The organism is Burkholderia sp. AU45274, assembly GCF_030482505.1.
Taxonomy (GTDB): Bacteria; Pseudomonadota; Gammaproteobacteria; order Burkholderiales; family Burkholderiaceae; genus Burkholderia.
Window position 1 is genome coordinate 1,067,339 of sequence record NZ_JAUJQE010000001.1, and the last position, 12,813, is coordinate 1,080,151.

The window sequence follows — 12,813 nt, forward strand, 5'->3', positions numbered from 1 at the left end:
GTCGAATTGCAATCAAACGCGATTGAGCCAGCCGAGCCAGTGCTCGAGCAGCGGTGCACGCGAGCACAGCGACTGCGCGAGCCACAGCGTGCCGCCCCAGGCGGCGGCCACGACGATCAGGTCGCAACGCCCGCTCTTCCACAGGTTGAGCGAGTGACGCCGCCAGATCCACGGCACGCCGAGCGGGTTCGGCCAGTCGGCGAGCAGGTGCATCAAGCCGCCGCATGCGAAGCCGAACAGCGGCGCGGCCCACAGCGGATGCGGATGATGGATGAGCCCGTGCCACCCGAGCGCCAGCAGCGCGATCCAGCCGATGCCCCAGTGCGTGACGGTGCGATGCGTGATCCACAGGCGGCGCTTGCGGCTCCACCATGCGACTTCGAGCCAGTCGGGCGCGGTGCCGCCCGCGACGCCGGCCGCGAACGCGGCGAACAGGCTCGAATGCCACGGGCCGGTCGCGCCGGTTTGTGCGACGAGGACGGCGGCGGCGACACCGGCCGCGAAGCCGGACGCATGATGCGCATTGTGTGATGCCATAGGAAGCGAGACGGGGAAACGTGAAGCGATGCGTGCGCGAAAAATGATGCACCGCGAAAGCGGGGCGCTATCTTCGCAGATCGGCCCATGCAGCGGGAGGGACGTTTGCAGATTTTTTTGCACGGGTCGCGTAGCCTTCCGCGCAGTTCGCAACTTTCGGTTTTTTGTGCGTTGCGTGATGACGGGTGCCGCGGACGTACACGTCAGACGCGCACCGTGTGCAATTTCGACCGATCTGCATGCATGTTCAGAAGCCGCGGCATGACCGAGGGCAGATAACAATGCGCTTTCGTTGCACGCCCCGTGTTCGACCCTTTTTGTCCCCCTATACTACGAAACCGGAGATGGCCGTCGGCGCGCCGGCGGCCATGAGCGGAACAGGTGCTTTTCCTGCCTGAAGGAGATCCATATGGGGGACGTGCAATGACTACGCTGAATCGCTTCAAATCATCCGCTGTCGTGCTCGCGACGGTGGCCGGCATCGGCTTCCTGCCGAACGCGCCCGTCTATGCGAAGGGGCCGCAGCCGGCCATCCTGACGAGTTCGGCGGTCGCGGTGGCCGACAAGTACAGCGCGGATGCCGCGGAGCGGATCTTCAAGGAAGGCGGCAACGCGATCGACGCGGCCGTCGCGATCGCGTTCACGCTCGCCGTCACGTATCCGGAAGCCGGCAACATCGGCGGCGGCGGCTTCATGACGATCTACAAGGACGGCAAGCCGTACTTCATCGACTACCGCGAGCGCGCGCCGCTCGCCGCGACGAAGGACATGTATCTCGACAAGGACGGCAACGTCGTCAAGGGCATGAGCCTGTACGGCCCGCGCGCGGTCGGCGTGCCGGGCACGGTCGCGGGCATGTGGGAAGCGCAGAAGCGCTTCGGCAAGCTGAAGTGGAAGCAGGTGCTCGCGCCGGCGATCCACTATGCGCGTGACGGCTTCGTCGTCGACGAGCAGCTCGCGCAGCGCGGCGTCGACGCATCGAAGGAGTTCGGCGGCAAGACCAACTTCGACAAGTATTTCTCCGGGCTGAAGGCGGGCGTGAACTTCAAGCAGCCGGATCTCGCCGAAGTGCTCGCGCGCATCGCGAACGACGGCGCGGAAGGTTTCTACAAGGGCAAGACGGCCGAGCTGATCGCCGCGTCGATGAAGACCGGCGACGGCAACGGGCTGATCACCACCGAGGATCTCGCGCAGTATCGCGCGGTGTGGCGCCAGCCGGTGCAGGCGAAGTGGAACGGCTATGACGTGATCACTGCGCCGCCTCCGAGCTCGGGCGGCATCGGCCTCGTGCAGCTGCTGAAGATGAAGGCCGACCTCAAGCAGGACTTCGAGGGCGTGAAGCTCAACTCGCCGCAGTACATCCACCTCGTTGCGGAAATCGAGAAGCGCGTGTTCGCCGATCGTGCGCAGTATCTCGGCGATCCGGATTTCTACAAGGTGCCGATCGCGCAGCTGACCGACGATAAGTACATCGCGAAGCGGGCGGGCGAGGTCAACCCGAAGGAGCCGTCGGATACGAAGAGCGTGCAGCCGGGCCTCGGCACGACGATGCCGGAGAAGGCTGAAACGACGCACTTCTCGGTGGTCGACAAGTGGGGCAACGCGGTGTCGAACACGTACACGATCAACGGCTATTTCGGCTCGGGCGTGATCGCCGACGGCACGGGCATCGTGCTGAACGACGAGATGGACGACTTCTCCGCGAAGCCGGGCGTCGCGAACATGTTCGGCGTGGTCGGCAGCGATGCGAACGCGATCGAACCGAAGAAGCGCCCGCTGTCGTCGATGTCGCCGACGATCATGACCAAGGACGGCAAGGTGTCGCTCGTGATCGGCACGCCGGGCGGCTCGCGAATCTTCACGTCGATCTTCCAGGTGATCAACAACATCTACGACTTCAAGATGCCGTTGAAGGAGGCCGTCGGCGCGATGCGCTTCCATCACCAGCTGCTGCCGCCGAACACGATCTTCTGGGAGCCGTACCACCCGATCGAAGGCGAACTCGCGAAGCAGATCGAGGCGCGCGGCTATACGCTGAAGGGGCAGGATTTCAGCGGCGACATCCAGGTGATCAAGATCGACGGCAAGACGCCGGAGGCGATGGCCGATCCGCGCGGGCGTGGCGTGACGCGGATCATCCACTGACGTGAAGGGGCGCGTGCGCGGGTGCGAAGGCGGCCGCGCACGCCATGTTCCGCAGCCGGGTGTCGTGCAGCCGGCTGCGGAACGCACTCAGCCGGTGGTCCGGATGAATTCGGCGATGCGCGCCGCGATGGCGTCGGGGGCATCCTCGAAGCAGTAATGTCCGACGCCCGCCAGCCGCTCGACGGGCGCGGACGGAAACAGTGCCGTGAAGAGCGGCAGGAAGTGTTCGGCGCCGAGCGTTCGATCGGCGTTTCCCCAGATCGCGAGCGCGGGCTTGTCGCGTATCGCGCGCAGCGCCGCCGCATCGGGTTCCTCGAACCGGTGCGCGCCAGCGGCAAACCCGCGGGCCCATCCGATCGCGCCGACGCAGTCCTCCGGCTGCGCGAACGGCGCACCGTATGCGGCGATCCACGTGTCGTTGATCACCGCGTGATTTTCGAACCCGTTCAGCTTCAGCGTGCTCAGGATATTGAAGCCGAGCTGGCCGAGCACCGTCTCCAGCGTATCGTCCGCCGCCGCGCGTGCGATCCACTGGAACCACGGCGCAGTGCGACCGTTCGCGTTCAGGCGTTCGACCAGATCGGGTTGGCCGAACGGCGTCGGCCCGTTCGCGGACACGATCCGCCGGATGCGGTCCGGATGCCGCGCGGCCAGCCCCATGCCGACCGGGCCGCCGAAGTCGTGCATCACGAGCGTGATGCGATCGAGGCCGCGCGCGAGCACGAAGCGCTCCAGGTTGTCGACATGGTCCTGCAGCCAGTAGCTGCGGTCCTGCGGCGTCGCGCTTTTGCCGAAGCCCATGTGATCGGGGACGACGACGCGGTGCGTCGGACTCAGCGCGGCAATCAGATGGCGGAACAGATAACCCCACGTGGGTTCGCCATGCAGGCAAAGGAGGGTTTCGCCGTCGTGCGGACCTTCGTCCACGTAGTGCATCCGGAAGCCGGATGCGTCGTCGAAATGCGGGGCGAATGGAAAGGTGCCGTCGAATGTGGCATCGGACCGGATCATCGAACGCTCCTTCGGATAGTCGGATAGTTTGGTTTCAAATTGAAACCGAATCCAAGCGTAGGATATCGGGTTGCAAGTTGCAACCGAAAAGATTGCCCCGATAGCCGCCGAATGACCGAGCCGTGGGCGCGTGATGACGCATCGGAAAGGAGCAGTGCCGGAATTTGTCGGCTGGAAATAGGAGTTGAAGTGCCAATCTGACCCGAATCGGCCGTTCCATTCGGCGATCGCGAACAGTCGGGCGTCGGGCGATTGATCTTTCGTTCGACGAGTTTTATATTGCAACCATTCATTTCACCGAAAACGACCGCCGTTTCACCTGCATACCGGGAACGGCATCGCCCCATGCAACGATGAACAGACGAACCACGCACGAAGAATCCCCCTGCGGCGTTGCCCGCCCGCTGGACGCGATCGGCGACTGGTGGTCGCTGCTGATCGTCCGCGACGCGTTCGACGGGCTGCGCCGCTTCGGCGAATTCCAGAAGAATCTCGGGCTGGCCAAGAACATCCTGGCCGCGCGTCTGCGCAACCTGGTCGCGCACGGGATCATGGACATCGTGCCGGCCGCGGACGGTGGTGCGCATCACGAATACGTGCTGACCGAGAAAGGGCGCGGCCTGTTTCCGCTGCTCGTCGCGCTGCGGCAGTGGGGCGAGGATTTCTTCTTCGAACCGGACGAGGCACACGTGCTGCTCGTCGACCGGAAGAGCGGTTTGCCGGTCAGGAAACTGGAGCTGCGTTCGCAGGACGGGCGCGTGCTCGGGCCGGAGGACACGGTCGTGTTGCCGCCGCCGGACTGATGGGCGGCGACCAGGCTCGCACCGCGCTCAACTCCGGTCGCTCGCCGCGTTGCTTTCGAGGAAGCTGTCCACCGCGATCAACGACTGTTCGTCGAGCGTACCCAGCACGCTTTTCAGCTTCAGCTGCAGCTTCAGCGCGTCGAGATAGCTGTCGAACAGCTTCTGCCGGATGCCCGAGATATCACGGCGCAGGTTCAGCGTTTCGTACGTCGTGCTGTAGCCGACCTGATGCGCCTTCATCGACGAATCGTACGCGAGCCGCGCGGCCTGCAGCGACTGCTGCAGCGCGCGGATGCGCTTGCCGACCGATTCGAGCGCGGACAGCGCCTCGCGATGATCGGTGCCCAGTTGCTCCTCGACCTCGCGCAGCCGGTTGCGGTATTGCTCGGTCACGTGTTCGGCTTCCACCTGCCGGTAGTACACGCTGCCGCCGGAGAAGATCGGAATCGTCACCTGCACGCCGACCGCGCTCTGATGGAAGTCGGAGCGATCGGTGAGCCCGCGCAGGTTCGGGTTGAGCCCGCGCGAATACGACGCAAACAGGTCGACGGTCGGCAAGTGCTCGGCGCTGACGCGCTTCGCGGCGAGCCGCGCGACCTGGACGTCGCGATACGCCTGCCGGTACGCGGGGTTGTCCTGCGGCGCGTAGTCGCCCGACGGAATGCGCGGCGACGACCCGCGCATCGCGAGCCGCGGCCAGCGTGAGAAATCGATCGTCGAACCGAGCAGCGTCTCGTAGCGCGCGCGGCGTGCGTCGACGTCGGTTTGCGCGAGGGCTTCGTCGGATTGCGCGAGGCTGCGGCGCGCCTCGATTTCCGCCGTATCGCCGATCGTCTTCATCCCGAGCTGCGCCATGCGTCGCGTATCGCTTTCGAGCCGGGTGAGCGCGTTCACTTCGTCGTCGGCCGACTGCAGTTTCTCGCGCGCGCTCAGCAGGTCGAAGCACGCGTTCGCGACGCGCAGGATCAGGTCCTGCCGCGCCACCTCGAGCTTCTGTTTCGCCGATTCCTCGTACTCGGTCGCGCGCCGCATGTCGTACAGGTAGGGCACGTTGAACAGCGCCTGCGTGACCTGCGCGGAACCGTATGCGGCATTGCTCGATCCGCTGACGTCGATGCCGAACAGGTTCGCGTGCGTCCCGTAGCGTCCCCATTCGAGTTGCGCGGCGGCCTGCGGCAGCATCTGGGCGCGCGCTTCGGGGAATTTCTGGCGGGCCGCGTCGTATTCGCTGCGTGCCTGCAGGTAGCGCGGATCGTGCACGACCGCGTACTGGAACGCGGTGTCGAGGCAGAACGCGTGCGCGTTCGCGGACACGCCGGCTATCGTTACAGCGAACAATGTCATGGTTGCAAGTCGGGGATTCCACCTAGTCGAAAAACTTGATAGGGAATTACCCGCATTCCGCGTTGCCGATCCGCGATTCGCGCGCCTCGTTTCAAACATGGCCGTCTCCGTCTCCTGCCCGTGCCGCAACGCAGTGCGGCGGGATTTAAACGTATTGAAATTGAAATTCAAACAGCGTGAATGCCTGCCAATCGTGGTGCATCGGAAAACACCACTGTAAGAGTGTGTCCTCCATTGAATTCCGATGCGCTCGCATGATAGCCTGATTTCGGCTCGTAATCGCAGTGATTATTAGATTAACAAGTCGCTAGGGATTAAAAGCCGTTTGTCTTTCAATGAAGGTTCTTTGCGTCATCTTTATTTTTTACGAGGAGAGAATGATGAAGGTCATGACGACGGAACAGGTCAGGAATGTGCATGGCGGCGGTGCGATCAGCTCGCTGGGTAGCCTCGCTGTTGACGCCGCGCCGGTGGTGACCGCGCTCGGCCAGTTCCTGCCGAGCCTCGGCAATTACCTGCAGAACCCGAAGACGTTCAATAACACCGGCAAGTAACCGCCGTGCGCGGGGAGGCGCCCCCCGCGCGAAATGCTGCGAAACAGAAGGAAAAGAATCGATCGCCGCAGTGGAAATAAAGCGAATCCGGAATGCATTATTTTCGGTTCGGGCGATTATCAGGAGGCAGGAGTGCCGGATTATCCCCGTAATAAAGTTGACGGCCATTGAGATTGCAATTGGCTGACGGTGGCGGGCATTCCGACAATATAAAGGCCACAACAAATGCGAGACATCACGGAAGAACAGGCCCGCCAGATTCGCGGCGGCGCGTCGCTTTACTCCAATTCGGCCGCCTATACGGTCGATCTCGTCAACCAGTCGATCGGGACCACGCTCCAGGGCCTGATGACCCAGTACCAGACCCGCGCCGTCGAACAGTTCCGGATGTCGCTCGGCTCGTCGCGCTGAGCGGCCCGCCCAGCAGCCGGTAACACCGATCTTCCGTCGCAGCCGGCAGCGTGCCGGCTGCGCCCATGCGTATCGCGCACGACCCGCCACGGGCCCGCTAGCGGCAGGCCCGGGCGGCGCGTCGTCGCGCCCCGGGTGCCCGACCATGCTCTTCAATACGCGTAAAGTCCGTCCGGTCCTGCAGGACGAGGTGACGGAGTGCGGCCTGGCCTGCCTCGCGATGATCGCGTCGTGGCACGGGCGCGAAATCACGTTGCGCACGCTGCGCAACCGCTATCCGGTGCGGATCGATTCCGGGCTGTCGTTCTTCGACCTGATGGAGATCGCGAACGATCTCGGCCTGCGCGCACGCGGGCTGCAGTTCGACGCGGGCGAACTCGACGCGCTCAAGACGCCGTGCATCCTGCACTGGGGGATGAACCACTATGTCGTGCTGACGAAGGTCGGCTACGGCAGCGTGCACATCGTCGATCCCGCGCTCGGCGAGACGAAGCTGCCGCTCGCGCAGGCGCTCACGCACATCACCGGCTACGCGCTCGAGCTGAATCCGGACATCGGCTTCACGCGGTCGGGGCAGGCCGACCGGATCCGGCTGCGCGACTACCTCGAAGGGCTGACCGGCATCCGCAAGAGCCTCGCGATCGGCATCGCGGGCGGCGTCGCCGCGCAGCTCCTGCTGCTGCTCGGCCCGTCGTACGTACAGCTGACGATCGACGAAGCGCTGAAGAAGACCGACGTCGACATCCTGTACCTGCTGACGATCCTGTTCGCGATCGTGTTCCTGTTCGACACGCTGTACGCGAACCTCGTCGGCAACATCAAGAGCTACCTGCGCAACATCGTGTCGCAGCAGTTGTCGGCGAACATGGTCGGGCATCTCGCGCGGCTGCCGATCGGCTATTTCCTGTTCCACAACACCGGCGATTCGATCTCGCGCGTGTCGTCGGTGTCGGAGGTCGGGCGCTTTCTCGTCGATGGGCTGATCGGCGGGCTGCTCAATACCGTCACCTGCACGCTGACGCTCGTGCTGATGCTGTACTACAGCCCGGTGCTGGCCGGCATCAGTCTCGCGGGGATGGTGCTGTTCGCGCTGAGCCGGCTCGCGATCCAGCCGCAACTGCAGGACGCGATGTCGCAGATCCTCACGCGCGGCGCCGAAGCCGATGCGCTGCTGATCGAGAACATTCGCTCCGCGCACTCGATCAAGCTGCTGTCGGCCGAGACCGCGCGCAGCAGCCTGTGGGTGAACGCGTTCACGCAGAAGCTGCAGGCGATGCGTCAGCAGGAGCGGCTGCAGCTGCTGTTCGATGCGATCTCGAAGGGGATCGTGCACGTCGAGCAGCTCGTGATCGTCACGTACGGCGCGTGGCTCGTGATGCACGGGCAGAGCACGATCGGCGTGATCTACGCGTTCATCCAGTACAAGAACCTGTTCGCCGACAAGTTCATCGACTCGATCCAGCTCTACGTGCGCCGCAAGGTGTTGCAGGTGCACATGGACCGCGTCGCGGACGTGCTGCAGACCGGGACGGAGGAGCCCGCGCCGGACGCGGTCGTGCGGCCGATCGACGGTTTCGACGGCGCGCTGGCGATCCGCGCGCTGTCGTACACGCCGAAGGGCGGCAACCGCCCGATCCTGCGCGACATCGCGCTCGACGTGCCGGCGGGCGGCAAGATCGCGATCGTCGGCCGCACCGGCAGCGGCAAGACGACGCTGCTGAACCTGATCTGCGGGCTCGTGCGGCCCGAGCCCGGCACGCTGTTCGTCGGCGGTGTGGATCTCGCGGAAGTGAACCTGCGGCAGTACCGCAAGCGTCTCGCGGCCGTCACGCAGTCCGACCAGCTGTTTCGCGGGACGATCCGCGACAACATCACGAACTTCGCGCCCGCGCCGCGGATCGGCGCGATGTTCGATGCGGCGAAGCTCGCGTGCATTCACGACGAGATCGAGCGGCTCGACCATCGCTACGACACGCCGCTCGGCGATACGCAGAAATTCCTGTCGGCCGGCCAGATGCAGCGGCTCCTGATCGCACGCGCGCTGTATTGCGAGCCGCGCCTGCTGATCCTCGACGAATTTTCGTCGAACCTCGACCAGGCGACGACCCACGAGATCTGCCGCAACGTGCTGACGCTGCCGTGCACGATCGTGCTCGTCACGCACGACGCGTCGATCCTGTCGAGGGTCGACCGGATCTACGAGATGCAGGACGGCGTATTGACCGATGTGACCGACGCGTGGCGTTCGGCCGAGGAGACGCGATGATGCTCGGGCGACTCTTTCTGCTCAATCCGTTCTCGTACGCGTTCCTGGTGCGCCGCGCGGTGCGCGCCGTCGCGCTGCGCACGTCGCCCGCGCGCGGGCTGCGGCTGATGCGCTGGTGCTCGGGCGCATGCCTGCGCTGCTTTCCGTGCATTCGCGAGTCGATCGAGCGTGCGGTCGCGTTCATGCTGGGCACGCACCTGAACGACGATCCGCGGCGCGTGCGGGAAGTGGCGGCGGCGATCGTGCGCGAGCTGTTCGAAGCGGAGTTCGCGGGGCTCAAGCTGCGGTCGCACAGCCTTGAATCGATGAAGTCGATGATCGATGGAATGGCGTGCGACGGCGACGCGCAACTGCAGGCGGCGCTCGCGCGCGGCGGCCCGCTGATGCTCGCGGGGCTGCACTTCGGCAACCTGATGCTGTTCGTCACGAAGCTGCGCTTCATGATTCCCGACGACCGCAAGCTGATGGTGATCCTGCACCGCGATGCGCCCGGCGCGTTCTTCGACGATGCACTGCGCCTCGTCGCCGAATACGGCGCCGGCGAAGTCGAGTTCATCGACATCGAGGAGCGCGTGCATCTGCGCCGGCTGATCACGAGCCTGCGGCGCGAGGCGCCGGTATTCCTGCTGTTCTCCGACCTGCACGGCAAGTTCGGCAAGACCAACCGCTGCCGGCTCGGTGGCCGCTGGGTGCGGATGGCCGGCGGCGGCGTGAAGCTCGCGGTCGAGCAGGGGATTCCGCTGCTCGTCGCGTATGCGACCGGCGTGCCGTTCCGCGATCGCTGCGCAGTGCATTTCACCGAACTCGCGGCCCGCCCGCTCGCGCCGATGCTCGGCGCGGACGACGACGCGTCGCCCGTGCGCGCGACGCACCAGCGCATCGTCGACCGGCTCGAGCAGGCGCTCGTGCGCCAGCCCGAGCAGTGGCATTTCTGGGAACACTTCACGCCTTACCTGATGCCGGCGCCGCTGCTCGATGCGGCCGCGCGGCGTCGCTCCTGACGAGCCCGCCCCATGCCGACCTGGAATTCCGCCCTTCGAGAACAGAAGCCGTCGCGCAAACTCGCGCGCGGCACGACCTTCGGCACCGTGATCCACGGCGTCGTCGACGTGCCGGTGTCGATGCGGTTCTTCTGCTACCTGTCGCTTGCGATGTTCGTGATGTTCGTGACCGCGCTCGTCGAGCTGAGCTATGCGAACACCGAGAGCGTATCGGGGATGCTGACGCCGCGCTCGGGGCTGATCGGCGTCAGCGCGCCGCCGGGCTGGGCCGTGCGCGACGTCTACGTCGGCAAGGACCAGCACGTGAAGGCCGGCCAGCGGCTGCTCGCGGTGACGCGCGACACGAGCTTCGTGAGCCAGGCGAACAACGTGCAGGGGCTGCGCGCCGCGCTCGACCGGCAGCGCGTCGAGGTCACGCAGCAGATCGACGCGGCGCGGCTCGAATACAAGTCGTCGGTGCAGCAGATCAACCAGCAGATCGCCGCGCAGGGTGAAAGCCGCGGGCTGATCGACCGGCAGATCCAGGACCAGAAACGCATCGTCGACGAGTACGGCGAACGGCGCGCACGCGTGAAGCAGCTGCTCGACGAACAGGTCGTGACGCTCGAGCAGTACAACCAGGTCAACACGCAGTACCTGCAGGCCGGGCAGGCGTACCAGGATCTGCTGCTGCGCCGCGCAGAACTCGCGAAGAACGCGATGAAGCTGCGCGGCGACCTCGACACGATGCAGAGCAAGTACGACGGTGCGAACGCGGAACTGAAGATCAAGCAGGAGGAACTGAACGCGAAGGAATACAACATCGACGAGAACGTGAACCAGGTGCTGTACGCGCCGGCCGACGGGCAGATCGTGCGGCTCGACGTCGTGCAGGGCGGCGTGATCGACCCGCCGGGTACGCGCGTCGTCGAGATCCTGCCCGCGAAGGCGGACGGGCTGATCGCCGAGGTCTACATTCCGTCGTCGAAGGCCGGCTTCGTGAAGAAGGGGCAGGAAGTGAAGGTGGCGTACGCCAGCTATCCGGTCGAGAAGTTCGGCACGTATCGCGGCAAGGTGCTGTCGATCTCGCCGGTCGCGTTTTCGGCGAAGGAGCTGAACCTGCCGGGCGATGCCGCCGCGCCTCAGACCTACTTCAAGACCTGGGTCGAGCTGGCCGACCGCACGCCGGCATTCGAAGGGCGGCCGCTGTCACTGCGCGCCGGGATGATGCTGAAGGCCGACATCGTGCTGGAGCGGCGCAGCCTGCTCGAATGGCTGTTCGAGCCGCTGTACCGCATCCGTCAGCGCCTGTTCGGCGTGCCGGCCTGAGCCGATGGCGAGCCGGGACAAGGACCGCCGCCGCGCGCGGCCGGGCACGGTGCGTCCGCTGTCGCGCTGGCTCGGCGCGACGCTGTTCGCGTGCGCGGCCGCCGCGCACGGCGCGCCGCAGCCGGACGGCGACGCTGCGCCACGCTGGCAGGCCGGCGCGGACGGAATCGGCTTCTGGCCGGGCGGCGACGCGGACGGGTTCGATGCGAGCGCGTGGGCGACCGATGCGGGGCCGGCCCGCAGCGGCCGCGGCGAGTCGGGCGATGTTTCGCCACCCGACACCGTACCGTTCACGGCGCGCAAGATCACGCTCGGTCAGCGGACCCGCGGGGCGGGGCGCGCATGCGCGGCCACACGCGACGACGGCGCGGACGGCATCGGCTTCGACGACAAGGGCTCGGCCGGCGGCTGCGAGCCGGCCGCGACACGCGATGCAACGGCGGATGACGCACCGGCGGGCGGTGTCGTCCACGCCGACCGGATGCCGTACGAACTGCATCCGATCGACCCGTCGCGGCTGCCCGATCTGCCGGCCGCCCAGGCGCCGCCGCTGCTGACGCAGCTGATGGGCGACGACCGCAACATGGTCGGCCTCGGCTGGCACTTCGTCGGCACGACCGGCCGATCGACGCCGGTGACGACGCACACGGACGCACTCGGGCTGAACAGCTTCCAGAACCGGGGTTCGAGCCTGTCGCTCAGCAATACGAACACGCTGGCTTTCACGTTCACCCACTTTATCTCGGAGAACTGGGCGGCCGAACTCGGCGCGGGCATTCCGCCGGTGCTGACGCTGCGCGGGCACGGCAGCATCGCGTTGCCGCTCGACCGGATCTTTTCCGGCGTCCAGGGGCGCTTTCCGCTGATCGACCTCGCGAATACGCAAAGCAACCCGCTCGCGACCACGCGCGCGTGGCTCGGCTCCGTCGTGTTCAAGTACTACCTCGGCGAGCGCGAGGATCGGTTCCGCCCGTTTGCGGGCATCGGCATCAGCTATACGCGCTTCACGAACACGAACCTGAATCCCGTGTTCCAGCGCAAGCTCGCGTCGCTCGGCGGGCTGCTCGCGGCGGGCGCGGACATCGGCAGCCTGCAGTCGCTGCTGCTCGACCCGTCGCTGTTCCAGCGGATCTGGGACGCCGGCGGCGACCTGCTGCTGTCGGGCAAGACCAATGTGTCGGCCAAGGTGAAGAGCGTGTGGGAGCCGGTGTTCACCGTCGGCGCGAGCTACCAGATCACGCGCCAGTTCTGGATCACCGGCATGGTGACCTATATCCCGTTACGGACGAAGATTACGCTGGACATCGACCAGCCGAATCGGCAACTCGCATCGAACACGTTCGATATTTCCGCGAACCCCGTGCTGGCCAGCGTGCTGCTCGCGTTCCGCTTCTGACCGGCGCGCCGGCCCTTTTTTCATGAATTTGACGCGC

Annotated in this window: 11 protein-coding genes; 8 read left to right on the forward strand and 3 right to left on the reverse strand. The window is 65.7% G+C overall.

Annotated elements, in window-relative coordinates; translation table 11 throughout:
• Positions 1–12 precede the first annotated feature (12 nt).
• Entirely contained in the window at positions 13–537 is a 525-nt protein-coding gene (locus QZM35_RS04820; protein WP_089474688.1) for a metal-dependent hydrolase, read from the reverse strand.
• A gap of 423 nt (positions 538–960) precedes the next feature.
• Here QZM35_RS04820 and ggt point away from each other — a divergent pair, with 423 nt between their 5' ends.
• Positions 961–2,682, forward strand: coding sequence for a gamma-glutamyltransferase (gene ggt, locus QZM35_RS04825; RefSeq protein ID WP_301775501.1), 1,722 nt, complete (start codon positions 961–963; stop codon positions 2,680–2,682).
• Between the two features lie 87 nt (positions 2,683–2,769).
• Here the strand turns inward: ggt and QZM35_RS04830 are convergent, their stop codons facing one another.
• The gene (locus QZM35_RS04830; protein ID WP_174971654.1) at positions 2,770–3,693 is read right to left on the reverse strand and encodes an alpha/beta fold hydrolase; all 924 of its coding nucleotides are present in this window, start codon (positions 3,691–3,693) and stop codon (positions 2,770–2,772) included.
• Positions 3,694–4,046: 353 nt separating this feature from the next.
• Between QZM35_RS04830 and QZM35_RS04835 the strand changes: the two genes are divergently transcribed.
• Positions 4,047–4,496: a helix-turn-helix domain-containing protein gene (locus tag QZM35_RS04835; RefSeq protein ID WP_089432565.1), complete on the forward strand. Its 450-nt coding sequence runs from the start codon at positions 4,047–4,049 to the stop codon at positions 4,494–4,496.
• 27 nt (positions 4,497–4,523) lie between these two features.
• Here QZM35_RS04835 and QZM35_RS04840 read toward each other — a convergent pair whose 3' ends face one another.
• Positions 4,524–5,939 (reverse strand): TolC family protein, encoded by a 1,416-nt coding sequence (locus QZM35_RS04840; protein ID WP_174971652.1) that lies wholly within the window; start codon positions 5,937–5,939, stop codon positions 4,524–4,526.
• A 281-nt stretch (positions 5,940–6,220) separates the two neighbouring features.
• Here QZM35_RS04840 and QZM35_RS04845 point away from each other — a divergent pair, with 281 nt between their 5' ends.
• From QZM35_RS04845 to QZM35_RS04870, 6 genes are all read left to right on the forward strand, one after another.
• A complete protein-coding gene (locus tag QZM35_RS04845; protein WP_006495012.1) occupies positions 6,221–6,394 on the forward strand; it encodes a hypothetical protein in 174 nt (57 codons plus the stop codon).
• A 225-nt stretch (positions 6,395–6,619) separates the two neighbouring features.
• Entirely contained in the window at positions 6,620–6,805 is a 186-nt protein-coding gene (locus QZM35_RS04850) for a hypothetical protein (RefSeq protein WP_027791386.1), read from the forward strand.
• Positions 6,806–6,950: 145 nt separating this feature from the next.
• Positions 6,951–9,071 (forward strand): peptidase domain-containing ABC transporter, encoded by a 2,121-nt coding sequence (locus tag QZM35_RS04855; protein ID WP_301775502.1) that lies wholly within the window; start codon positions 6,951–6,953, stop codon positions 9,069–9,071.
• A complete protein-coding gene (locus QZM35_RS04860; RefSeq protein WP_174971648.1) occupies positions 9,068–10,072 on the forward strand; it encodes a hypothetical protein in 1,005 nt (334 codons plus the stop codon). The genes QZM35_RS04855 and QZM35_RS04860 overlap by 4 nt, the downstream gene beginning before the upstream one ends.
• A gap of 12 nt (positions 10,073–10,084) precedes the next feature.
• Positions 10,085–11,380: an HlyD family secretion protein gene (locus tag QZM35_RS04865; protein ID WP_089432567.1), complete on the forward strand. Its 1,296-nt coding sequence runs from the start codon at positions 10,085–10,087 to the stop codon at positions 11,378–11,380.
• Positions 11,381–11,384: 4 nt separating this feature from the next.
• Positions 11,385–12,776 carry an OmpW family protein gene (locus QZM35_RS04870; protein ID WP_301775503.1) on the forward strand — a complete coding sequence of 464 codons (1,392 nt, stop codon included), beginning with the start codon at positions 11,385–11,387 and terminating at the stop codon, positions 12,774–12,776.
• The last annotated feature ends 37 nt before the right edge of the window (positions 12,777–12,813 follow it).